Annotated in this window: 23 protein-coding genes; 17 read left to right on the top strand and 6 right to left on the bottom strand. The window is 58.6% G+C overall.

Going from position 1 to position 20,540, the window contains the following annotated elements; genetic code table 11:
• Positions 1-1,218: 1,218 nt before the first annotated feature.
• The 3 genes from BUB60_RS11635 to BUB60_RS11625 all read right to left on the bottom strand — a co-directional run bounded on the left by BUB60_RS11635 (position 1,219) and on the right by BUB60_RS11625 (position 4,634).
• Positions 1,219-2,004, bottom strand: a complete 786-nt coding sequence (locus tag BUB60_RS11635; RefSeq protein WP_073079113.1) for an SDR family NAD(P)-dependent oxidoreductase — start codon at positions 2,002-2,004, stop codon at positions 1,219-1,221.
• Position 2,005: 1 nt separating this feature from the next.
• Positions 2,006-3,175, bottom strand: coding sequence for an aminotransferase class I/II-fold pyridoxal phosphate-dependent enzyme (locus BUB60_RS11630; RefSeq protein ID WP_073079111.1), 1,170 nt, complete (start codon positions 3,173-3,175; stop codon positions 2,006-2,008).
• Positions 3,176-3,434: 259 nt separating this feature from the next.
• Positions 3,435-4,634: an acetate/propionate family kinase gene (locus tag BUB60_RS11625; RefSeq protein WP_073079109.1), complete on the bottom strand. Its 1,200-nt coding sequence runs from the start codon at positions 4,632-4,634 to the stop codon at positions 3,435-3,437.
• 135 nt (positions 4,635-4,769) lie between these two features.
• On the opposite strand from BUB60_RS11625, the gene BUB60_RS11620 reads away from it, so the two are divergent.
• The 3 genes from BUB60_RS11620 to BUB60_RS20810 are packed head-to-tail and all read left to right on the top strand — an operon-like array spanning position 4,770 to position 6,392.
• Positions 4,770-5,957 (top strand): tRNA(Met) cytidine acetate ligase, encoded by a 1,188-nt coding sequence (locus BUB60_RS11620; RefSeq protein ID WP_073079107.1) that lies wholly within the window; start codon positions 4,770-4,772, stop codon positions 5,955-5,957.
• Between the two features lie 16 nt (positions 5,958-5,973).
• Positions 5,974-6,186, top strand: coding sequence for an NUDIX hydrolase (locus BUB60_RS20815; protein ID WP_341444224.1), 213 nt, complete (start codon positions 5,974-5,976; stop codon positions 6,184-6,186).
• A gap of 50 nt (positions 6,187-6,236) precedes the next feature.
• Positions 6,237-6,392, top strand: a complete 156-nt coding sequence (locus BUB60_RS20810; protein WP_341444223.1) for an NUDIX hydrolase — start codon at positions 6,237-6,239, stop codon at positions 6,390-6,392.
• Between the two features lie 165 nt (positions 6,393-6,557).
• On the opposite strand, the gene BUB60_RS11610 is transcribed toward BUB60_RS20810, so the two are convergent.
• The 3 genes from BUB60_RS11610 to spoIVB all read right to left on the bottom strand — a co-directional run bounded on the left by BUB60_RS11610 (position 6,558) and on the right by spoIVB (position 9,879).
• Positions 6,558-7,946, bottom strand: a complete 1,389-nt coding sequence (locus tag BUB60_RS11610; protein ID WP_073079105.1) for an MATE family efflux transporter — start codon at positions 7,944-7,946, stop codon at positions 6,558-6,560.
• Between the two features lie 361 nt (positions 7,947-8,307).
• The gene (locus BUB60_RS11605; RefSeq protein WP_073079103.1) at positions 8,308-8,721 is read right to left on the bottom strand and encodes an acyl-CoA thioesterase; all 414 of its coding nucleotides are present in this window, start codon (positions 8,719-8,721) and stop codon (positions 8,308-8,310) included.
• A gap of 93 nt (positions 8,722-8,814) precedes the next feature.
• Positions 8,815-9,879, bottom strand: a complete 1,065-nt coding sequence (gene spoIVB, locus BUB60_RS11600; protein ID WP_159435396.1) for a SpoIVB peptidase — start codon at positions 9,877-9,879, stop codon at positions 8,815-8,817.
• 259 nt (positions 9,880-10,138) lie between these two features.
• Between spoIVB and BUB60_RS11595 the strand changes: the two genes are divergently transcribed.
• The 14 genes from BUB60_RS11595 (at position 10,139) to xseA (ending at position 20,496) form a co-directional block, all read left to right on the top strand.
• Entirely contained in the window at positions 10,139-11,086 is a 948-nt protein-coding gene (locus tag BUB60_RS11595; RefSeq protein ID WP_073079098.1) for a M14 family metallopeptidase, read from the top strand.
• A 251-nt stretch (positions 11,087-11,337) separates the two neighbouring features.
• A complete protein-coding gene (spo0A, locus tag BUB60_RS11590) occupies positions 11,338-12,126 on the top strand; it encodes a sporulation transcription factor Spo0A (RefSeq protein WP_073079088.1) in 789 nt (262 codons plus the stop codon).
• A 150-nt stretch (positions 12,127-12,276) separates the two neighbouring features.
• Entirely contained in the window at positions 12,277-13,209 is a 933-nt protein-coding gene (gene spoIIIAA, locus BUB60_RS11585) for a stage III sporulation protein AA (RefSeq protein WP_143162330.1), read from the top strand.
• Entirely contained in the window at positions 13,206-13,721 is a 516-nt protein-coding gene (locus BUB60_RS11580; protein WP_073079086.1) for a stage III sporulation protein AB, read from the top strand. Before spoIIIAA ends, BUB60_RS11580 begins: the two co-directional genes overlap by 4 nt.
• Before the next feature lie 13 nt (positions 13,722-13,734).
• Positions 13,735-13,929, top strand: a complete 195-nt coding sequence (gene spoIIIAC, locus BUB60_RS11575; RefSeq protein ID WP_073079078.1) for a stage III sporulation protein AC — start codon at positions 13,735-13,737, stop codon at positions 13,927-13,929.
• Positions 13,930-13,931: 2 nt separating this feature from the next.
• Positions 13,932-14,318 (top strand): stage III sporulation AC/AD family protein, encoded by a 387-nt coding sequence (locus tag BUB60_RS11570; protein ID WP_073079077.1) that lies wholly within the window; start codon positions 13,932-13,934, stop codon positions 14,316-14,318.
• A 37-nt stretch (positions 14,319-14,355) separates the two neighbouring features.
• Positions 14,356-15,510, top strand: coding sequence for a stage III sporulation protein AE (locus BUB60_RS11565; protein WP_073079076.1), 1,155 nt, complete (start codon positions 14,356-14,358; stop codon positions 15,508-15,510).
• Positions 15,511-15,595: 85 nt separating this feature from the next.
• Complete coding sequence (locus BUB60_RS11560; RefSeq protein ID WP_073079075.1) at positions 15,596-16,093, top strand: hypothetical protein; 498 nt, start codon at positions 15,596-15,598, stop codon at positions 16,091-16,093.
• The gene (locus BUB60_RS11555; RefSeq protein WP_073079074.1) at positions 16,083-16,640 is read left to right on the top strand and encodes a hypothetical protein; all 558 of its coding nucleotides are present in this window, start codon (positions 16,083-16,085) and stop codon (positions 16,638-16,640) included. The genes BUB60_RS11560 and BUB60_RS11555 overlap by 11 nt, the downstream gene beginning before the upstream one ends.
• A 13-nt stretch (positions 16,641-16,653) precedes the next feature.
• On the top strand, positions 16,654-17,226 hold the full coding sequence (locus BUB60_RS11550; RefSeq protein WP_073079070.1) for a SpoIIIAH-like family protein: 573 nt from the start codon (positions 16,654-16,656) through the stop codon (positions 17,224-17,226).
• 255 nt (positions 17,227-17,481) lie between these two features.
• The gene (locus BUB60_RS11545; protein WP_073079067.1) at positions 17,482-17,856 is read left to right on the top strand and encodes an Asp23/Gls24 family envelope stress response protein; all 375 of its coding nucleotides are present in this window, start codon (positions 17,482-17,484) and stop codon (positions 17,854-17,856) included.
• Between the two features lie 84 nt (positions 17,857-17,940).
• Complete coding sequence (gene nusB, locus BUB60_RS11540; protein ID WP_073079065.1) at positions 17,941-18,393, top strand: transcription antitermination factor NusB; 453 nt, start codon at positions 17,941-17,943, stop codon at positions 18,391-18,393.
• The gene (locus tag BUB60_RS11535; protein ID WP_242941192.1) at positions 18,390-19,313 is read left to right on the top strand and encodes a tRNA (adenosine(37)-N6)-threonylcarbamoyltransferase complex transferase subunit TsaD; all 924 of its coding nucleotides are present in this window, start codon (positions 18,390-18,392) and stop codon (positions 19,311-19,313) included. The genes nusB and BUB60_RS11535 overlap by 4 nt, the downstream gene beginning before the upstream one ends.
• Positions 19,306-20,496 (top strand): exodeoxyribonuclease VII large subunit, encoded by a 1,191-nt coding sequence (gene xseA, locus BUB60_RS11530; protein WP_073079063.1) that lies wholly within the window; start codon positions 19,306-19,308, stop codon positions 20,494-20,496. Before BUB60_RS11535 ends, xseA begins: the two co-directional genes overlap by 8 nt.
• The last annotated feature ends 44 nt before the right edge of the window (positions 20,497-20,540 follow it).

Here is a 20,540-nt window from a genome sequence, read left to right as displayed (position 1 = left end):
TTCCGCCTTCGGACATCCACTATCAGCTTGAGCTCCTGCTGTGTGTGCGCTCTTGGATGGCTATGAGGTCGGCGGGATCGGCAGGCCAACGAATCGATTGTCCCATCATAGCGTCTCAGCCAGAAATAGATATATGATCGAGCTTTGTTGTATTTTCTCGACGCCTTGGATACTCCATATTTTTCTGCGTAATTGATAAGGGATTGCCTGTACTTCATGTCCTGTGTTATGCTCTTCATGCAGGGATAGGCACTTCCTCTCGGCTAAAATGTTGTGTGGTAACTCCATTCTAACCGTTGTGCCTTATCCTTGCTCTTATTTTTTCTCCTTTCTGTCTAACATGTATTGTAGTCCTACAAATATACAATATGTACAAATAAAAGGATGGCGCGCAGGGTGTTCACCGGGTCATCGTATCATTCAAAATAAGGGATGTCCGTGCTATAATGAATCTAAAAAACCCACACGCCAAAGGCAGTGGCAAAAAAATATTTATAAATATAGCACAAATCGAGATCTTCAAAAACCGATTATCCAGTAACCGCAACGCTTTGACCGCCTTTTAGATACGAACCGTTCAATAATTTCGTAACATATCAAGGAAAATATCGCGCCAATCCAACCTCACTTTAAAGCTTTACAAGGCATTTTCGTTCAAAGTCAGCCCCAAAACATTCAATAGAAGCCCTTTTTCCTCCAATACAAGCCTGTTTTCCTGTCGAATCCGTCCTTCCCCGGCTCCCTCAGACGAGGGAGCTGTCGCCCGCAGGCGACTGAAGGAGGGAACTCCTGTCGGCGCAGCACGGTACAAGAACGGCGGAAGCAAGCCCCCCCCTACAGCGGTCTCCGGGGTGCGCCGCAGTGGGACGCCGAGGGCGGCGTCCCCTACGGGTTGCGTACGATAACATGATTGCACCACGGCAGGCCGCCGAAGGCCGGTAAACGAGGCTTCGCCCCTTAAGGCTTAGGCCAGTGACAAGATAACAAAAAGCCATTCTTCCGATGCACAGCCTCTTTGCCTCGGGGAGGAGGATTCCAAAGGAGGAGGCGGCTTGCAAAAGCCTCCTCCTTTGGCGTGTCTTTTGGTTACTTTTCTGCACGAGCAGAAAAGTGACCCTGCGGAGCTTTCCCGTCCCCCCCGCCCGCAGGCGGACCCGCATAAAAAATAAAGACAGACGCAAAGTCTGCCTTTAAAAGCTATCAGTTCGACCGATGTCCTCACTTCACGTACATCATACCGACGATCTTGTGAGCGAAGGACTCGGTGACGACGCGCTTGAGGAAGAGCTCGAGCTTGGACATGAGGCCGATGGAGTAAGCCGGCCTGACGCGGCTTTTCAGCGCGATATTGCTGATGACGTCGCCCACCTTTTCCGGGGGCATGCCGTTTGCTTCGTCGCGCTCCATGACGGCGACGGAGCGCCCGATCATGCCGCCGTAAACGTCGTCGCCCGCGTGGAACTTGTGGCGGACCGGCTCGGTTTTCGTGTCGCCCGGCATGACATAGCAGACGCTGACGCCGAATTTTTTCACCTCGTTGCCGAGAGCGGACGCAAACGCGACGACCGCCGCCTTGGAGGCGGAATAGTACGCCTGGAAGGGGATCGGGAAGGGGGCGGCCATGGAGCTCAGGCAGACGATCCGCCCGGCGCCGGCCTTTCTCATATACGGCAGGACGGCGCACACGGCGTTGACCATGCCGTAAAAATTGAGGTCCATGAGCATCCGGATGTTTTCAAGCTCCGTGAATTCAATGGCGCCCGACAGGACGGTGCCGGCGTTGCAGACAAGAATGTCGATCCGGCCCTCGCGGCCGACGACCGTTTGGACGGCCGCCTCCACGGACGATTTGTCGGTGACGTCGCCGGTGAGGTGACTGACGCCCGGATTTGCGGCCTCGTGCCGGCTGATTTCATAGACCCTGCAGCCCTTTTCGGCGAACTTCCGCGCGGTGGCAAAGCCGATGCCCTTGCTGCCGCCCGTCAGAAGCACCACCTTGTCCATCTTACCCCACCATGACTTTCTGTATGATATCCATCGCCTCGTCGAGAATGGCCTCCGTGTGGGTGGCCATGTAGCTCGTCCGGAGCATACAGCCGTCCTGCGGGGCGGCGGGGGGCAGCACGGGATTGACGTAAACGCCGGCCTCGTACAGCTCCTTGGCCTTGACGAGAGTGTTCATCATGTCGTATGTAAAGATCGGGATGATCGGCGTGGAGGCAACGATGATTTTGAGCCCGCGGTCAAGCAGGCCTTTCCGGGCGTAGGAGGAGAGGTCCGAAAGGCGCTGGACGATTTCGGGGTGCTTGCGGAGATACCGGAGCGCGGTCAGCGCCGTGGCACAGCTCGCCGGCGTTATGGACGCGGAGAAGATGAAGGGCCTGGAGTTGTGGCGTACGTAATCGACGACCTTGGCGTCGCCGGTCATGTGGCCGCCGAGGCTCGCCAACGACTTGCTGAACGTGGACATGATGATGTCCACCTCCTTGTCGAGGCCATAATAGCTGGCCGTGCCGCGGCCGCCCTCGCCGATGACGCCGAGGGCGTGGGCGTCGTCCACCATGGTGCGGGCCTTGTACTTTTTCGCCAGCGCCACGATCTCCGGGAGCTTGGCGATATCGCCGCCCATGCTGAAGACGCCGTCCGTAACGATGAGCTTGCCGGCGTTTTCCGGAATGCTCTGGAGAGTGCGCTCCAGATCCTCCATGTCGGCGTGCTTGTAGCGCAGCATTTTGCCGTAGCTCAGCTTGCAGCCGTCGTAGATGCTGGCGTGGTTTTCACGGTCGCAGATGACGTAATCGCCGTGGCCGACGATGGCGCTGATGATGCCGAGATTTGACTGAAAGCCCGTGGAGAAGGTCATGGTGGCGTCACGGCCGAGGAAATCAGCCAGCTCGGCCTCCAGCTCCAGATGCATCTCCAGCGTGCCGTTTAAGTAACGGGAGCCCGAGCAGCCCGAGCCGTATTTTTCAAGCGCCTTTATTCCGGCCTCGATGACCTCGGGATTGATCGTCAGACCGAGATAGTTGTTCGAGCCGAGCATGATCCGGCGCTTGCCTTCCATAATAACTTCAATGTCCTGCCGGGACTTGAGCGCGTGAAAATACGGGTAGACACCCTGCGCTTTTGTCTCGTCCGCAGTTTTAAAATTATAGCATTTTTCAAAAATGTCCATGAGTAAGTCCGTTTCCGCCGGTGCGCGCCGGCTTGTTTTGGGATGAAAGCCTGTCCCGTTACGCGCAGGCGGGGGAGAAACGGGACGTTGTTTTCGGCATCTGAGCAGATCGGCGGGATGCCGGAAGGCCGGAATATACTAGGACTAGAATAGTCTGTAACTCTGCCGCTGTCAACCCAAAATTAGGTGATTTGCCGCCGGGAAAGTAAAAGGCGCCGGTCCGGGAAGACCCACGGACCGGCACCTTTTGACGGTGATTTTATTTCCCCACGATCTCTTTCGTGTCCCGGGCGATGACGAGCTCTTCGTTCGTCGGGATGACGAAAACCTTGACCTTGGAGCCCTTGCCGGTGATGTCGCGCTGCTGGCCCCGCACGTTGTTCTGCTCCTTGTCGATGCAGATACCCAGCGGCTCCAGGCCGGCGACAATTCTTTCGCGCGTTTCGGGGCCGTTCTCGCCGAGGCCGGCGGTGAAGACGATCGCGTCCGCGCCGCCCATGGCGGCCATATAGGCGCCGATATATTTCTTGACGTCGTAATCAAAGATGTCGAGCGCCAGCTCCGCCCGCGCGTTGCCCTCGTGGGCCGCCTGCTCGATGTCCCGGAAGTCCGAGGAGACGCCCGAGACGCCGAGAACGCCGGATTCCTTGTTCAGAACGTCCAGAATCTGATTGATGGTCAGGCCCTCGTTGGCGGCCATCACCGAGAGGATGGTGGGATCGATGCTGCCGGAACGGGTGCCCATCGGCAGGCCTTCCAGCGGCGACAGGCCCATCGTGGTGTCGACGCACTTGCCGTCCTTGACGGCGGCCAGGGACGAGCCGTTGCCCAGGTGGCAGGTGATGAGGCGCGAGCCCGCGGCGGGGATGCCCAGCATCTCCAGCGCTATTTTGGAGACGTATCTGTGGGAGGTGCCGTGGAAGCCGTAGCGGCGCAGGCCGTACTTTTCGTAATAGGAATAGGGGATTGGATAAATGTAGGCGTGCTTCGGCATCGTCTGGTGGAAGGCCGTATCAAAAACAGCAACCTGAGGGACACCGGGCATGACCTTCTGGCACGCCTTGATACCCATCAGGTTGGCCGGATTATGCAGCGGGCCCAGCGGGATGCACTCGGTGATGGCGGCAATGACGGTGTCATTGATAAGGACGCTCTCGGAGAACTTCTGGCCGCCGTGCAGAACACGGTGCCCGACCGCGCCGATCTCCTTCAGGCTCGAAATCACGCCGTACTCCGGGCTCGTGAGCTTTTCAATAACGGCATTGATCGCCTCGGCGTGCGTCGGCAGCGGCAATTCGGCTTTGAACTCCGGTTTTCCGTTAGACACTGGCTTATGCGTCAGACGGCCGTCAATGCCGATCCTTTCGCAGACGCCCTTTGCCACGACAGTCTCCGTGTCCATATCAAACAGCTGATATTTCAGTGAAGAACTGCCTGCGTTGATGACTAAAACGTTCATTTTCCAAACCCCTTGATTAAAAGATATATATAAAATAAAATAGGACAGACATAAGACAGAACGTATTGTAATACGGAATAGCCAATTTGTAAAGTTTCAGGAATTTTTGTAAAATATTCAGCTTTGGAGGGCGCCGTGAAAACAGCGGGCATCATTTGCGAGTATAATCCGATCCATAAAGGCCATGTCCGGCATATCGAGGCCACGCGCGGGCTGGTCGGGGAGGACTGCGCCGTCGTGTGCGTCATGAGCGGCAATTTCACGCAGCGCGGCGATTTTGCCGTGTTCCAGAAGCACGCCAGGGCCGCTTCCGCCGTGGCGGCGGGCGCCGACCTTGTGCTGGAGCTGCCGCTTGCTTGCGCGCTGTCCTCGGCGGAGCGGTTCGCCCGGGGCGGCGTGATGCTTTTGAACGCGCTGGGCGTCTGCACGCATATATCCTTCGGCAGCGAAACGGGGGAGACGGACAGCCTCAGGGAGGTTGCCGAATGCCTCGCGACGGATGAAGTGAACAACTGTGTGGCGGAAGAGCTGAAAACAGGCGTATCCTATGCGCGCGCCCGGTATGCGGCCGCCGGAAAAATCCTTGGGAAGAAAGCCGACGTCCTGTTGACGCCCAACAATATTCTCGCCGTGGAGTATCTGAAAGCACTGGGCGAGACGGCATCGGCGATGGCGCCGCTGACGGTCAAAAGATTCGGCGCCGCTCACGACTCCGACGGGGCGGAATCGGCGTCGGCGCTCCGGCGTCTATTGAAGGAAGGCGCGGAACCGTGGGGCTTGATGCCGGCGCGGTCTGCGGAGATATTGAAGCGGGAGATCGAGGCCGGATGCGGGCCTGTCTTTATAGAGAACGCCGAAACGGCGCTGCTGTCACGGTTGAGGCTGCTGCCGGACGAGGCGTTTGCCGCCCTGCCGGACGCGGCCGAGGGGCTGGCGCTGCGGCTCCGGCGCTTTTGCCGGACGATGCCGACGGTGCAGTCGATACTGGAAAGCGCCAAAACGAAGCGCTATGCGCTCTCGCGGCTGCGGCGGATGCTGCTGTGCGCCGCGCTGGGGCTTACCGACGGACAGGTCGGTGCGCCGCCCGCGTATATCCGCGTGCTGGCCATGAATCAAAAGGGGATGGGCGTGCTGCGGGAGATAGGGAAAAAATCCGCGCTGCCCGTTATCACAAAGCCGGCGCAGGCGCGCGCGCTGGACGGGCCGGCAAAGGCGATGTTTTTGAAAGAAGCCGCCGCAACGGATTTTTACGCGCTGGCTTATCCCAAACAGGAAAACAGGTCGGGCGGCGGCGAATGGGTCACCAGCCCGAGGGTGCTGTAAGAGAGGGTGCGGGAACATGATTGACGTTAAATTTTATGACAGCGTGGACGACGGGCTTTTACAGTTCGCCGTCGTCGTGGCGCGGCATCGGGGGAAGTGGGTGCTCTGCAAGCACCGGCAGCGGGATACATACGAGTGCCCGGGCGGCCACAGGGAGCCCGGCGAGGATATCGCCGACAGGCCGGAAGAGAGCTGTGGGAGGAGACGGGCGCCGAGGAATATTCCCTGAAGCGGCTGTGCGTATATTCTGTCCTCTCCGACGGCCTCGAAACCTTTGGAATGTTGTATTACGGAGAGATCAGCCGTTTCGGCCCGCTGCCGCCGATGGAAATCGAAAAGGTCGAGCTTTTCGATGCGCTGCCCGACCGGTGGACATATCCGTTGATTCAGCCAAAGCTGATCGCGAAAACAGCGGAGCTTGGCCTCGTCAAATAGTCCCCTAAAAAATGCTTTTACGACGGAACCCGTCATAAAAGCATCTTTGCTCGTCGCCACTACAACATTGTTAATATTATCACAATTTAGCGCGATAGCCAATGTTATATCCTATAATTATGTGGGATAATATTTCGTACTTTTTGTAAAATCGTCTGATGCAATTTATTGATTTTCCAAAAACGAGACTTGCTGCGCCTTTTCCAGCCGCCCGAGAGGGATATAGGCGATGAAAATCATGGTGATCCAGCAGGCAAGGCCCCCGACCACGTTGGAGATCGGCTCCGCCCAGAACACACCGTTTGTGCCGAGGTTCCACAGGTGCGGCAGGATGACCGTGAGCGGGGCGACGATGAAGGCCTTCCGCAGGAGCGAGAAGAAAATCGCCGACTTGGCGCGGCCCAGCGCCTGCGATACCGTCTGGCCCACCATCTGGAACGTCATGAAGACGAAGGACGAGAAGTAAATGTGAAATGCCGGGACGCCCGTCCTGATGAGGTCCGGGTCGCTGTTGAAGACCCGGATGAAAAGCGACGGGAAGAGCATGATAAAGAGCCAGGGCACGGCGGCGGCAATCAGCCCGGCCACCGTCGAGAACCTGATGCCTTGCCGGATGCGTTCATATTTCTGAGCGCCGTAATTATAGCTGAGCACCGGCACGCCGCCCATCGTGATGCCCTGCATGCCGAGGGACGCCACGTCCCGGATGGCGTTGACGACGGTCATGACGCTGACGTAGAGGTCCCCGCCGAAAACGAGAAGCACCTTGTTGCATACGATCTGGACAAGGCTGGTCGTCAGGTTCATGCAGAATCCGGAAATGCCCAGAGAGAGAATCCTGCCGACAGTACTGGCTTTCAGATATAAATCCTTGAGGTGCAGTCTCAGAATGGCCTTGTTCCCGGTGAGGAAGCTGAGAACCCAGATAGCAGAGCAGGTCTGGGAGATGACATTGGCGATTGCTGCGCCGCGGACGCCCATGTTGAAGACGAAAATGAAGAGAGGGTCCAGGAAGATGTTGATGACGGCGCCGAGCGCCACCGTCATCATGCCCATTTTGCTGAAGCCCTGCGCGTTGATGAAAGGATTCATTCCCAGGCTGATCATAACCATGGGCGTGCCGAGTAAATAAATCGTCATAAACTGGTCGGCGTATTTGTAATATGAATCATCGGCGCCAAAAGCATACAGGATCGGCCGCTTTAAAATGAGACCGACCGCGGTGAGAACGACGCCCTGAATAAGCAGCATCACAAAGGCGTTGCCCATGATATGCTCGGCGTCCTTTTTGTCCCCGCGCCCGCGTGCCATGGCGCACAGCGGCGCGCCGCCCGTTCCCCACAGATTGGCAAAGCCGATCAGGATCGTGATAATGGGCAGGGTAATGCCGATGCCGGTGAGCGCCAGCACCCCGTCCGAGATATGCCCTATGTAGATGCGGTCGACGATATTGTACATAATATTGATGGCCTGCGCCACCGTCATCGGCACAGCCATCCGCAGTATCGCTCTCGGTATGCTGCCTTTTGAAAAATCGTTCTGCTGGGTATCCATCGGGTCTGAAAGCCTTCTTCCGCTGGGAATCATCATTATGACGTTAACTATAATACGCCGGGCACCGATATGCAATTCCAATTTTCCCACCCGCCCGCCCAATAGAGGTATAGGGGCTGCGCCCCTATGACCCCATAGGAAAGCGTGGGGCTCCGCCCCAAACCCCGGCGGGGCTGTGCCCCGGACCCTATCGGGGCTGTCGCGGAGGTCGGGCCGGCGCTTTATTTGAGGGAGTTCTCGGCGAAACTGGCTGAAGGCGTTCTCCTGTGCCGCGCCGCAGGGAAACAGTAGGGGCGATTATCAATCGACGATATCGTATGAAACGCCCCGGGCGGCGGAGCACCGGACAGGGTGTTTTCTGCTATTCCGCCGCTTGCCTGATTTTTTGGTAGATATTCGGCAAATTTTCCGCCAGACTGTATGATTTGTTGTCCGGGCCGGTCCAGATGTGGAAGGAGCGGGCGGTATTGATCGGGTCGCCGCCGCCCAGGTCGTAAAGCTCGTAAAAAAGCTCCAGCTTTTTCGGCGCGTGCTCGCCCATGCGTGTGAGAATATACAAGGACTGCGGGTATGTTGACGACGCCTTGTACTGGAGGTGCAGGTCCACCATGGCGGGATTGACGCCGATGGAGTTCATTTCGGCATATGAAAAGCCCAGCTCTTTGAAAAAATCCATCCTGGCCATCTCGTACCAGACGGGGTAGACGGCGTGATGGACGATGCCCATGCGGTCGCAGTCGGGGTAGCGCACGTCGATATGGGTTTTGGTCTGCATTTGTAGTTCTCCTAAAAACAGTAATGGTTTATTTTACAATCGAAGCTTTTCTTTTGCAATATGTAGGGGGCGATTGAGCATCGCCCCGCTGGTTTAAGCCGCCTTGTTTTTGGAATTGCCGCCGATCGTATCGAGCATATTTTCTATCGAGATGCCGTAGCCGCGCGTCGGATCGTTGACGAGCACGTGGGTGACGGCGCCGATGAGCTTGCCGTTTTGAATGATAGGGCTGCCGCTCATGCCCTGGACGATGCCGCCCGTCTGCGCGATGAGCGCCGGGTCGGTCACGCTGAGCATCATGCTGCGGCCGACAGCCTCGCTCCCGGTGTACACGCGCGTGATTTCGACCTTATATTCCGTGACGTCGGTGCCGGACACGTTGGACAGGATGGTCGCCGGGCCGGTCTTGATTTCCGAGGCCTGGGCCACCGGCAGCGCCGCCTTGCCCCGCATCAGGTCATTGCCTTCCATCTTTCCGAAAATGCCGCTGGATGAATTTTCGGTCAGCGTCCCGAGAATGCTGTCTATATTAAAGGTGCCGCGCAGCTGGCCCGGCATGCCAGCCTTGCCCTGTATGACGTCCGTGACGACCGAGCGCATGACGGAGCCCGCGCGGAGCGGAATGATCACGCCCGTTTCAATATCGTTGACGGCGTGCCCCAGGGCGCCGAACGTTTTCGTCTCAGGATCGTAAAACGTCAGCGTCCCGATGCCGGCGATGCCGTCCCGCATCCAGAGACCGAGCTCGCAGTGGCCGTCGTCGCATTTGTGCGGCGTGACCTTAATATTTAAAATGTTGCTTCCGCGTGAGATTTTGATGGGGACGGGTGAGCCGTCCAGCTTGCTGATCGCCGCTTTGAGGTCCTCTGTGGAGGAAACGTGGGCGGAGCCGATCTGCGTGATGATGTCGCCCGCCGAAAGCCCGGCGCCCCGCGCCGGCGAAGCTGTCTGTCCGTCCGAAAGGACTTCCGGCACGCCCGCGACCATCACGCCCTCCGATTGGATATTAATGCCGACGGCGTTGCCCATCGGTATGAGCGTTTTGCCTTCGTACGCCGCGAGGCCGCCTGTGGCCCCAAAGGATAAAAATGTCAGGAGCAATAATCCCGACACACATCTTTTAATAAGCTTTTTTTTCCTGTTGATACAAGACTCCATATCAGTCATCCCCTTTTCGATATGGAGAGAAAATACCGAATTTCATTGAGTTTCTCCCTCCTGAGATTTTTCGTTTGAACAATTTTAATATGTCCCCGGCAGAGAAAAAAAGCCCGCTTTTTTGTGTCAATATATTTCTGCAATGGATTAGTAGGCTTTGTTATCGGCGCTTCTTCAAGAAATTTTTCAGACGTGATGTATTAATTCGCATGAATTTCTATATTTTGAATTGAAAAATAATCGTGAGAGGAGACTGCCCATGGAAAATTTACATAAGTCCGGCCCGGACATCGTCCCGGAGGACCTTGTGGTAACGTCGGGCGCGCTGGACGGCTGCCTGTGCCGGCTGGCGTCGCGCTATCCTTTCCTGCGCCTTTACACGGCTGGCCGGAGCGTTTTGGGGCGTGCGCTGACCGCTGTAGAGCTTGGAAGAGGCCCGAAGGAGCTCTTCTATAACGCCTCGCACCACGCCAACGAATGGATCACGAGCCTTATCCTGCTGCGTTTTATCGAGGATTACGCCCGGGCGGTGGACGCGGGCGGCAGCTTTTGCGGCGCCGACGCGCGGGCGCTGTTCGAGACCGTCACGCTGACGGCGCTGCCCTTGGTCAACCCCGACGGCGCCGACCTTGTGAACGGCGCGCTGCCGGACGGGACGTTGGAAAGCGCGCGGGGCCTCGCGGCAAATAATCCGGAGGTGCCGTTCCCGGACGGCTGGAAGGCCAACATCAGGGGCGTCGACTTAAATTTGCAGTATCCCGCCGGCTGGGAGAACGCCAGAGACACAAAGGCGTCTATGGGCGTAACGAAGCCGGGCCCGCGGGACTTTCCCGGCCCGTCGCCGCTGTCGGAGCCCGAAAGCCGCGCCGTTTACGACCTGACACGCGCGCACGATTTCCTGCTGACGATCTCACTTCATACACAGGGAAAAGTCATCTATTGGAAGTATCTCGATTATGAGCCAAAAAATTCATATGGCATCGCAGAAAATTTCGGCGCCCTGAGCTCTTACGATGTCGAGGAGACGCCCATCGCCTCCGGTTACGCCGGATATAAGGACTGGTTCATCGCCGACTACAACAGGCCGGGCTATACCATCGAGGCGGGGGAGGGCGCCTCGCCCCTGCCGCTTTGCCAGTTCCCGGAGATATACGGCGACTGCCTGAGTATTCTCGGGTACGGCCTGGCGGTTGCGGGCGGACTTTGAACGGCGGGCGGACCGGGGCGAAAATAAGGCGGTTTTTTACATAAATAATCACGTATTTCAGCCGGGGATTCCAATAATTGCGCGGCGCGACAGCATAATTTTACATAATAATTTGAAAAGGAAAATAATTGAAAATATTTCCAAATTATGCTTGAAAACGTCGTCGTGTTGTGCTAGATTGTTAGACAAGGCCGCAGATAAAAAGAGATAATGCAAAGCCTTGATGAAAAACAAGTGACGGAGGAAATACGATGGATAACAAAACGAGAGTCATTATTGCTGATGCCGGCGAAGAATACAGGGTTCTTCTGTCCGAGATCCTGGGAGCGGAAGGGGACTTTGAGGTTGCCGGCTGTACCGGTGACGGACTGACGGCCTACTCGCTTGTCCTTTCCGAGAAACCTGACGTTCTCCTGACCGACCTTATCCTTTCGGGCCTCGACGGACTGGCCGTCCTGGAAAAGCTGGCCGCGATCCCGGACAGCGACAGGCCGGCGGTCATTATTATTTCGGGTTTTTCAAGCGAGCATACGCTGGCGGAGGCGTCAAGCCTCGGCGCATCCTATTTCATGCAGAAGCCCTGCGATATCCCGGCGCTCCTCTCGAGAATCCGCATGGTATCCGGCAAAGCCCGGGCGGTCGGGTCCGGCATCACCGCCGGCGTCAAGCCGGTGCGCCAGGAGCAGAGCCTGGAGAGCCTCGTGACCGAGATCATCCATGAGATCGGTGTCCCGGCGCACATCAAGGGGTATCAGTATCTGCGCGAGGCGATCATTCTGACCATCAACGACATGGATATCATCAACGCGGTGACGAAGGTGCTTTATCCCACCGTTGCAAAGAAATATTCGACAACGCCGAGCCGCGTCGAGCGCGCTATCCGCCACGCCATCGAGGTCGCGTGGGACAGGGGAGATCTGGAGACGCTCCAGAAATTCTTCGGCTATACGGTGTCCAATATTAAGGGCAAGCCGACAAACAGCGAGTTTATCGCCATGATTGCCGACCGCTTAAGCCTGCAAAGGCGCGAGAGCAAATAAACTGCGGCATAAAAAAATATAGAAAATTCAAGGCGGAGCCTGTCGGCTCCGCCTTTTTGCGCGCATAAAAGCGCATCCCCCGCGGTCATATTTGCGGACATGCCACAATAAAATGTGGTATGTACTTTAGGACAAGGGGGGCCGAAAACGATGGCCGATATGGTGGAACAGGTGTCGCGGTACGACGGCGCCGTCCTTTTGCTGCCGCTGCAGCTGCGGGACGCGGCGCGCCGCGTGCTCCGGGACGACAGGGCGCGGGCGGAGGAGCTGCGGCTCCGGGTCGGGCGGCCGATGTCGCTGGTGCTGCCGGCGGGGGAGGTCTCCCTCGGCGGGGAAAAAATTACGAAACGGGACCTGGACGGCGTTCTAGATATCGCCACGGGCGCCTCGGCCTATGCCGCGCGCGACAGCGTCCGGTCCGGCTATCTGACGGTCCGGGGCGGGTACAGGATCGGCCTGTGCGGCACCGCGCTCATGAAGGATGGCGAGATCGCGGGGTTCAGAAGTCTCTCCTCCGCCGCCATACGCATCTCCAGAGAGGTTATCGGCGTGGCGCGCGGCCTCGTGCGCGATGTGGCGCCCGGCGGGCAACTGCGCCCCACGCTCATCATATCGCCGCCGGGGCGCGGGAAGACGACGCTCCTGCGCGATCTTGTCCGGCTCCTTTCCTCCGGCGACGAGGAGCTGGGGCTGCGCCCTATGCGCGTGGCGCTGGCGGACGAGCGGAGCGAGGTGGCGGCCGTCTTTGACGGCATGCCGCAGATGGACGTGGGCGGCTGCACGGACGTTTTGGACGGCTGCCCGAAAGCCGCCGCCGTCATGATGATGCTCCGGGCAATGAACCCGCAGGTGATCGCGCTGGACGAGATCACGGCGCCGGAGGACATCGCCGCCATGGAAAGCGCCGCCAACTGCGGCGTCTGCCTTGTGGCCACGGCCCACGCGGACGATCTGGACGACCTTGTGAGAAGGCCCCTGTACAGGCGCCTTCTCGACGACGCCGTCTTTGAAAAAGCTGTTTTTATCGGTAAAAGCGGCGAGGAGCGTACATACACCGTCCGGGACCTGGAGGCGGCGCAATGATCCGGCTCATCGGCGCCGTGCTGATCACGGCCGGGACGGCGGCTTTTGGGATCATGGGCGTTTTCCGGCTCAGGAACAGGGTCAGGAGCCTCAGCGCCGTCATCAGCGCCCTGGCCGCCATGAAAAGCGAGATCTGCGACAGGCTGACGCCGATGCCGGAGCTTCTGCGCCAGATGTCCGGCGAGGCCACGTACCCGGCGTCGCTCCTTTTTAAAAACGCCTCGGAAAGGATATCGGGGCTGGGGAGCAAGCCGTTTTCCGCCATATGGAGACAGGCTGTGCTGAACACGCCGGAGCTTTTGCTGACGCCGGGCGAGGAGCTGGTGCTGACGGAGCTGGGGATGGTCCTCGGGCGCTACGATATCGGCGAGCAGCGCAGCGCCATTGCCTACGCGGAGCGGCGGATGGACGAGTTCCTGCGCCGGGCGGAGGCGGACCGGGAAAAGAACTCCAAGGTCCACGCGTTTCTGGGCGTCGCCGCGGGCATCTTTGTCGTCGTCATACTGTTATGAGGTGCGTAACTATATGAATGTTGATCTGATATTCAAAATCGCGGCAGTCGGGATACTGGTGGCGGTCCTGAATCTCCTGCTCACAAATTCCAAGCGGGAGGAACAGGCGCTCATGACGACGATTGCCGGGCTCGTGGTCGTGCTCATCATCATCGTGCAGGAGATCAACGAGCTTTTTGAAATGATCAAGCGCCTGTTCGGTTTTTAGCCATGGCGATCCTCATCAAAGTCGCGGCAGTTGCCGTCGCCGGCACCGTGCTCGGCCTGGTCATCAAGAAAAACAGCCCCGAGATGGCGCTGATGCTCACCATCTCGCTGGCGCTCATCGCGCTGTATCTGGCCTTTGACACCATAAAAAGCGTCACGGATTTCATCACCTCCATGGCGTCCGCCGCGCAGATATCCCCGGCGGTGCTCACGGTGGTCCTCAAGGCGGTGGGGATATCGATCGTCACGAAGCTGTCGGCCGATGTGTGCCGGGACGCGGGACAGTCGTCAGTGGCGTCCGGCATCGAGCTGACGGGGGCGTTTGCCGCGCTGTATATCGCCCTGCCCCTGTTCAAGACAGTGATGGACATGCTCGAATCGCTTGTCTGACAGGACAGGCTGTTGACTGAAAATAACGGAGTTACGGATGAAAAAACTCATCATCATTATTTTTCTGGCGGCGCTCGCCCTGGCGCTCTCCACGAGCGCCGGGGCGGCCGGGACCGCGGCGCCGGCGGGGGCCGATAACGCCGCGGCGGGGCGGCTCACGGACGACGACATCCAAAAGAGCCAGTCCGACGCGCTGGAAACGGACAAGCTGGAGCGCGCGCTGCCGGAGGAGGCCGGAAAGACCCTCGGCAACATGAAGGTGACGGACAGCCTGGACCTGTCGGGCGGACTTCAGAAAATACTGAAAAGCGTTTCCGAAAATGTCGGGGGGATATTCTCGGGCGCGCTGAAGAGCGCGGTGGTGATCCTTTTGATCGCCGTCCTCTGCGGGGTGGTGAGTTCGGCATTCGACGCCGCGTCAAAGTATGTGATCCTGGCCGGAATACTGGCGATTTCGGTGGTCAGCGTCTCAAACGTCAGCGCTTTTATCGGGCTGGGCGGCAAGACGCTGGACGAAATGAACACATTTTCAAAAATGCTGCTCCCGACGCTGACGACGGCTGCCGCCGCCAGCGGGGCGATCACCTCCGCCGCCGCGAAATACGCGGCCACGGCGCTGTTCATGGATATCCTGATGACGGTGGCGAAAAATGTGGTGATGCCGCTCATCTACGCCTACACGGCCACGTCCATCGCCGAGGCCGCCCTCGGCGGGGAGGGGCTGGCCGGCGCGTCCAACCTTTTGAAATGGCTGGCCAAAACGCTCATGACGGTGGCCATGCTCCTGTTTATCGCCTACCTGTCGCTGACGGGCGTCATCACCGGCTCTGTGGACGCGGCGTCCACAAAGGCGCTGAAGTCGACGATCTCCACCGTCCTGCCCGTGGTCGGCAGCATCATCGCCGACGCTTCCGAGACGGTGCTGGCCGGGGCGTCGATCCTGAGAAACGCCATCGGCGTGTTCGGCCTCCTGGCCGTTGTGGGTACCTGTATCCTCCCGTTTTTGCGCCTGGGCGCAAACTATCTTTTGTATAAGGCCGCCGCCGGCCTGTCCGCCGCCATCGCCGACAGCCGCATCACAAAGCTGGTGAACGCCGTCAGCACGGCGTTCGGCATGATGCTGGGGCTGGTGGGCTCGTCGGCGCTGATGCTGTTCATCTCCATCATTTCGGTGATAAAGGTGGTGACATAGACCCAAAGCGGCCGGCCGCTTTGGGGACCCGAGGTGATTTAAGTTTGCGGCGCAGGAGCCCGCTTGAACGAAAGAAGGTGCTTAAATGACGGAAGCGCTCAGAAGCTGGATCATCGGCCTGGCGGGGGCCGCCATGGTGACGGCCGTGGCGATGACGGTCACGCCCGAGGGCAGGGTCAAAAAAGTCGTCTCCCTGATCTGCGGCCTTGTGACGATCATCGCGCTCATCAAGCCGATCGTCGGCTTCAACTATGCCGATTTCGCGAAAAGCCTCGCCTCTTATCAGAAAGACGCCGAGGGCTTTTCAGGCCAGATGGATAGTTCCAACGAAAAGCTGACAAGACTTATCATAGAGGACAAATGTGCAACATATATATTGGACAAAGGTAAATCCTTGGACATGGATGACCTGGAGGTGACGGTGACTGCCTCATGGAGCGAAGACGGATACTGGTATCCGTCCGGCGCACGCCTGACTACAAATGCGGATAAAGCAAAGCGGGATAAACTGGGCCAGAGCATAACGTCGGAGCTCGGGATACCGCCGGAGGAGTTGATCTGGAGTATGCGTGATGAAAAATAAGGGTGCAGCGGAGATTTTCGGGAAGATATGGGAGATTGTCAAAAAGAACAAATTCGTCATGATTGTCCTTGCGGTCGGACTCGTGCTGATCCTCTGGCCCACGGGCGGTCAGGCGTCTAAAAAGGATACCGGGACCTTAAGCAAGCAAACGACAGCCGATTTTTCGCTCAGCGAGCAGGAGAGCCGCATCGCCGCGGCGCTGTCCGAGATTCAGGGTGCGGGCAAGGTGACCGTCGTCCTGGCACTGAAGACCGGCACCGAGCAGGTCCTGGCCAGGGACGAGACGGAATCAAGCACGACGAACGGCAAGGGAGATTCCACGGAGACCAGCTCCGAGCACAGCTCCACCAACGTTATCATCGCCTCCGGAAGCTCGACGGAAAGCCCGGTGACGCTGAAATACATATACCCGGAATATCGCGGCGCTCTGGTGGTGGCGGAAGGCGCGGACAGCGCCGCCGTGAAGCTCCAGCTCGTCAACGCGGTGTCGGGGCTGACCGGCCTCGGCGCAGACAAGATCGTGGTTACTAAAATGAATAAATCTTGAGGAGGCATCATGTGTGAAAACATTTAAGAGGAATGCGGTTATCATTACGGTACTGCTGTTTGTGTGCGTCGCGGCATATCTCAACTGGTCCTACAACAACAATTCGGATACCGAGACGGCCGCCGGGGCGTCCCCCCTGGATACGTCGAGCTCGGCGGTGGACAATGATGCCGCGCCGTCGGCGTCCGACGCGAGCCTGTTCTATAATCCCTCTGATTCCACCGCGGTGAATAAGGAATATTTCGACTCGGCGCGCCTCAACCGCCAGCAGGCGGCGGACGCTGCGGCGGCGACGCTTACAAGCGTCAGCAAAACGGACGGCGCGTCAAAAGAAATGGTGGACGCGGCGCTCGAGGAGATCTCCCAGATCGCTTCCAATTCCATCAAGGAAGCCCAGCTGGAGGATCTCATCAAGGCCAAGGGCTTTGCCGACTGCGTCGTCTATATCTCCGACGACGGCATCAATGTTACAGTGCCCGCCCCGCAGGATGGGCTGCCGGCCTCTTCAGTCGCGAAGATCACGGATATCGTGACATCGGAGACGGATTACAAGGCGGCCGATATGAAAATTATTGAGGTAAAATAGCTTTATTTTCCCATAGAGTTGTTGTATAATACCTGCAAGCGCAGGTATTATACTTTTATGGTGTGAAAAACGGTGTTTTTCACACCGGACGAGGGAAAGTCAAACCGCTGCGGCGGTTTTCAAGGTGTCCGTCCGGCGGAGCGAATCCGCCGTGCGGACGATATCTGATCTTTTTTCAAAATCGATCACGCCCGCGCAGCACGATTTTGGAAAAAGCTTTTCGCCAAAGGCGAAAAGACGGGAGGAGAACAAAGTATGGGTGAAAATAAGGATTACGTCACGTATTCGGAAGAGCGGGGCAGCATCAACATCTCGGAGGAGGTGCTGGCTGTCATCGCGGGCAGCGCGGCTTTGGAGATCGAGGGTGTGGCCGGCCTGTATTCGACGCCGGGCCGTGATTTCGCCGGGCTGCTCGGCAAAAAGAACCTGGCCAAGGGTGTGAAAATCCGCGTCGATGACAAGACGATCGTCGCCGATCTTTATATCATGGCGGCCTTCGGCTGCGCGGTGGGCGATGTGGGCACCGCCGTCCAGAAAGCGGTGGCGACCGCGATCGAATCGACGACGGGGCTGTCCGTCACGTCCGTCAACGTCCATGTCTGCGGCATCTCTTTCAAAAAGGACAAATAAAAAAACCTGGCACAATTCTATGAAGCGCGGGGCGGGGTCTGACTCCGCCCTGTTTTAAAGCATAAAAATTTTGGGGAGAAACATATGACAAGAACCGCAGCGCGAGAAATCGCCGTGAGGCTCTGCTTCGGCCTTTCGGAAAACCCAAAGGACCCGGCACAGCTGCTCGGCGACATGTTCGACGAGGAGTACTACGATTCGCTGAAGGAAGAGGACGAGGCGTTCTCCTCCTATCCGGACGAGCTGCAGATGGATTATATTTCCAGAATTATTCGTGGCGTCTGCGACCACGGGGCGGAGCTGGACGGCTATATCGAAAAATACGCCGTCGGCTGGAAATTCGGGCGAATTTCAAGGACGGCCGTCGCCATTTTAAAAACGGCGATGTTCGAGATCATGTACATGCCCGACGTGCCGAACAAGGCGGCCATCAACGAAGCGGTGGAGCTTGCCAAAAGATACGAGGAGCCGATGACGGTGCCGTTTATCAACGGCGTGCTCGGCAGCTTTTCGAGAAGCGAGGCGACGTTTGCGTGAAAAAGCTCACTTTGGCCTTTGATACGAGCAACTACACCACCAGCTGCGCCGTTTTCGACGGCGAAACCGGGATGAATTCCGGCCGGCTTCTGGACGTGGCGCCGGGCCAGCTGGGGCTCCGGCAGTCCGACGCGCTCTATGCGCATATCCGGCGCCTGCCCTCTGTGACGGCGGCGCTGGACCTGCGGGAGGCGGAGGTCGCCGCGGTGGGCGCCAGCACAAAGCCCCGGGAGGCCGAGGATTCCTACATGCCGTGCTTCCTGGCCGGCGCGTCCCACGGGGCGGTGCTGGCAAAGGTGCTCGGCGTGCCTTTTTTTGAGTTTTCCCATCAGCAGGGGCACATCGCCGCGGCTGCCTGGTCGGCCGGGCGGGCGGACCTCCTGGAAACGCCGCACCTGGCCTGGCACCTTTCGGGCGGGACGACCGAGCTTTTGTACGTGAAGCCCGCCGGGACGGCCGTGACGTGTGAGGTCATCGGCGGCACCACGGACATCTCCGCCGGCCAGCTCATCGACAGGGCCGGGCAGCTTTTGGGGCTGCGGTTTCCGTCGGGCAAGGCGCTGGACAAGCTGGCGCAGACGGCGGCCGGGGGCGACTTTTACGCGCCGAAAACAACGGGCCTGGAGTTTTCCCTGTCCGGCGCGGAGCATAAGATGAAGCAGCTCAAGGAGTCGGGCGCCGACGCGGCGGACGTGGCGTATTTCACCATCATGTCCGTCATCGCCGCCGTCCGGCGCGCCACGGAAAACGCCGCTTCAAAATACGGGGACCTGCCGGTGCTCTTTTCCGGGGGCGTGGCGTCCAACGCGCTCCTCCGGCAGACGCTTTCCGGCGGGATTTACGCCGAGCCGCAGTACTCCACGGACAATGCCCTCGGGGTCGCCATTCTTACATACAGAGCGGTGGGCGCCCATGAATAACAGGATTTTCGGCGTTACCGAGCTCAACGAGTACATCAGGGACCTTTTGGATATCGACCCCGTTTTGAACGGCATCTATGTCAAGGGGGAGCTGTCCAACTATAAAATCTATCCCTCGGGCCACCATTATTTTACCATGAAGGACGCCGAGGGGTCGCTCCGCTGCGTCATGTTCAAGGGCAGCGCCTCAAAGCTGCGTTTCCGGCCGGAGAACGGGATGAAGGCGGTCGCCTTCGGGCGCATCGCCGTCTTCCCCCGCGACGGGGTCTATCAGCTTTATGTCAATGAGCTGACGCCCGACGGCGTGGGCGACCTGTATGTGGCCTTCGAGCAGCTCAAGGAAAAGCTTTTGAAAGAGGGGCTGTTCGATTCCAGCCACAAAAAGCCGATCCCGCGCTTTCCGGGGCGCATCGCCGTCATCACGTCCTCGGCCGGCGCCGCCGTCCGGGATATTATCCGTGTCCTCGGAAAACGCTGGCCGCTTTCCAAGGTCGTCGTGCTGCCGGTGCGCGTCCAGGGCGCCGAGGCGCCGCCGGAGATCGTCGGCGCGATCAGATATGCCAACCGGCACAGGATCGCCGACGTCATCATCACGGGACGCGGCGGCGGTTCCATCGAGGACCTCTGGGCGTTCAACGACGAGCGCGTGGCCAGGGCCATTTACGACTCCGAAATTCCCGTCATCTCCGCCGTGGGCCACGAGCCGGACGTGACGATCGCCGATTTTGTCGCGGATCTGCGGGCGGCCACGCCTTCAAACGCCGCGGAGCTGGCCGTGCCGGACAGCGCCGACCTGCGGGAGGCGCTGCTCCAGCTGGAGCTCCGCACCGGACAGGCCCTCAAGCGGGAGCTCAAAATGCTCCGCCAGCGCCTCAATGAGCTGGCCCAAAAGCGCGTGCTGCAAAGCCCGAAGAATTACATCGACGACAAGCGCATGCTGGTTGATTTTATGTCAACGCGCTTAAACGCCGCGGCGGCAAAAAAAGTCACGGCGTCCCGCGAGCATTACATCCGCCTGGCCGCGTCGCTGGACGCCATGAGCCCGCTGAAGGTTCTCGGCCGCGGCTACGCCATCACGCGAAAAGAGGACGGCACCGTCGTCAAAGCCGCGTCGGACGTCAAAAGCGGCGACAGAATCACGGTGCGCCTGCGGAAGGATGAGGTAAAGGCGACGGTCGAGTGAGGAGGTCGATATGGGGGACAATGTAAATGTTGAAGCTCAGTATA

Origin of the sequence: Sporobacter termitidis DSM 10068 (assembly GCF_900130065.1) — a bacterium.
GTDB classification, from domain to species: Bacteria; Bacillota; Clostridia; order Oscillospirales; family Oscillospiraceae; genus Sporobacter; species Sporobacter termitidis.
This window is presented reverse-complemented; position numbering and strand designations above follow the sequence as displayed.